Source organism: Halorubrum sp. AJ67 (assembly GCF_000513435.1).
In genome coordinates this window covers 14,075-15,840 of the sequence record NZ_CBVY010000032.1, presented here as the reverse complement: position 1 = coordinate 15,840, position 1,766 = coordinate 14,075, and the positions used below count along the sequence as shown (strand labels likewise).

The 1,766-nt window shown below is 69.7% G+C and carries 1 protein-coding gene and 2 pseudogenes; 1 reads left to right on the top strand and 2 read right to left on the bottom strand.

Features of this window, described 5'->3' with window-relative positions:
* Positions 1–469, top strand: a pseudogene (locus BN903_RS14715) (DUF91 domain-containing protein); the annotation flags it as partial.
* A gap of 6 nt (positions 470–475) precedes the next feature.
* On the opposite strand, the gene BN903_RS14710 reads toward BN903_RS14715, so the two are convergent.
* Together BN903_RS14710 and BN903_RS14705 are read right to left on the bottom strand one after the other, a co-directional pair.
* Complete coding sequence (locus tag BN903_RS14710; RefSeq protein ID WP_048078443.1) at positions 476–1,462, bottom strand: tyrosine--tRNA ligase; 987 nt, start codon at positions 1,460–1,462, stop codon at positions 476–478.
* Positions 1,463–1,559: 97 nt separating this feature from the next.
* A pseudogene (locus BN903_RS14705) lies at positions 1,560–1,766 on the bottom strand (DUF460 domain-containing protein); the annotation flags it as partial.

Here is a 1,766-nt window from a genome sequence, read left to right as displayed (position 1 = left end):
GGTCGGGACGTGTCCCGACGACGGCGGGCCGCTCGTGCGCTCGCGCGGCGACGTGGTCTGTCTCGACTGCGAAACGCGCTGGGGACTCCCGGCCGGCGCGAGCGTCACGGACGCCACCTGCGACGACTGCGGTCTGCCGAAGGTTCGCGTCGAGCGCGGCGAACCGTTCCATCTCTGTCTCGACCCCGCGTGCGACCCGCTGGAGGAGGCCGTCGGCGATCGCTTCGACCGCGCGTGGCCCTGCCCGGACTGCGACGGCGACCTCGCCGTCCGGTACGCGCCCGGCCGCGTCTACCTCGCCTGCGAACGCGACGACTGCGAGACCACCCTCTCGTTCCCGGCCGGCGTCGTCGTCGACGAGTGCGACTGCGGGCTTCCCGTCTTCGAGACGGCGGCCGGTCGGAGCTGTCTGGACGGGAGCTGCGAACTCGCCGGTCACGCGGCGGTGAAAAGCCCGGACGCCGAGTGATTCGGGCTACTCGGCGAGCTGCTGGCGGCCCGGCGCGATGAGGCGGTCGAGGTACTCGGCGAGCGCGCCCTTCGCGTCTGCCGGGTGGAGTTCGCCGGACGCCAACTCCGCTTCGAGGGTCTCGTAGTCGTCGTATTCGAGGTCGCCGCCGTACTCCTCGGGGCGCTCGACGACGACCGAATCGAATCGCGGGAACACGTGATATTCGAACACCTGAAGCACGGGGTTCTCGCGCTCGACTCCGTCGTCTGTCGGCTCGGGGTCGGCCGTCGGCGGGCAGTAGGCGTCGTTCACCTTCGACTCGATGTCCTCGCGGGAGTCCTCCATCGAGATGGTGACTCCCTCGCTGGAGGACATCTTGCCGCGGCCGGTGCCGAGGTCGGCGATGAGCGGCGTGTGGAGGCTCGTCGGCGGCTCGCGGTCGATGCTCGGGAGCACGTCGCGCGCGAGCATGTGGACCTTCCGCTGCTCCATCCCGCCGACAGCGAGGTCGACGCCGAGGTACGGGATGTCGAGCGCCTGCATCAGGGGGTAGACGGCCTGCGACACCTTCACCGAGTCGCCCGAGCTGATCTCGGCCATCGCGCGCTCTGCCCGCGCGAGCGTCGTTTCAAGCTCCAGCGCGTGGAGATCGAGGGTGTAGTCGTCGTCGAGCTGGAAGTCGGAGCCGAGGACGAACTGCGTGTTCGACTCGTCGAGGCCGTACGCGATGAACTGGTCGCGCATCCGCTCGGCGGTGTGGCGGATCTCCTCGAACGAGCCCTTGTCGTTGAGGTAGGCGTGTACGTCGGCCAGGAGGACCGTCACCTCGAACCCCGCCTCCTGGAGGTCGATGAGCTTGTTCGCGGTGAGCATGTGACCGATGTGGAGCACGCCCGAGGGCTCGTAGCCGACGTACGCCCGCTTACCGTCGGGGTCGTCGGCCAGCGCCTCGATCTCCGCCTCGGTGACCACCTCGGCCGCGTTCCGGGTGATCAGCTCGTGAGCGTCCATACGCCCGAGTGTGCGTTCCCGGACATATGACTTCTGGAAGCGTGTTGTGATGGCTCACGCGGACCGAGTGCGACGGCGTCGATTCGGCGGGGTGCGGCTACTCCTCCGTCTCGGGGAGCGTCCGCCCCGCGCGGTGTTCGGAGATGATCCGGTCGATCCGCTCGGCCTTCTGGTCGCGCCGGCGCTGTTCGGCGCGCTCCTCCCAGTCGTCGACCGCGGCGGCCAGATCCTCCTCGCTCGCGACCGCCAGCTCGTCCACCTCGCGGACCGGCACCGCGTCGGCGGGCACGACCGGTATCGCCCG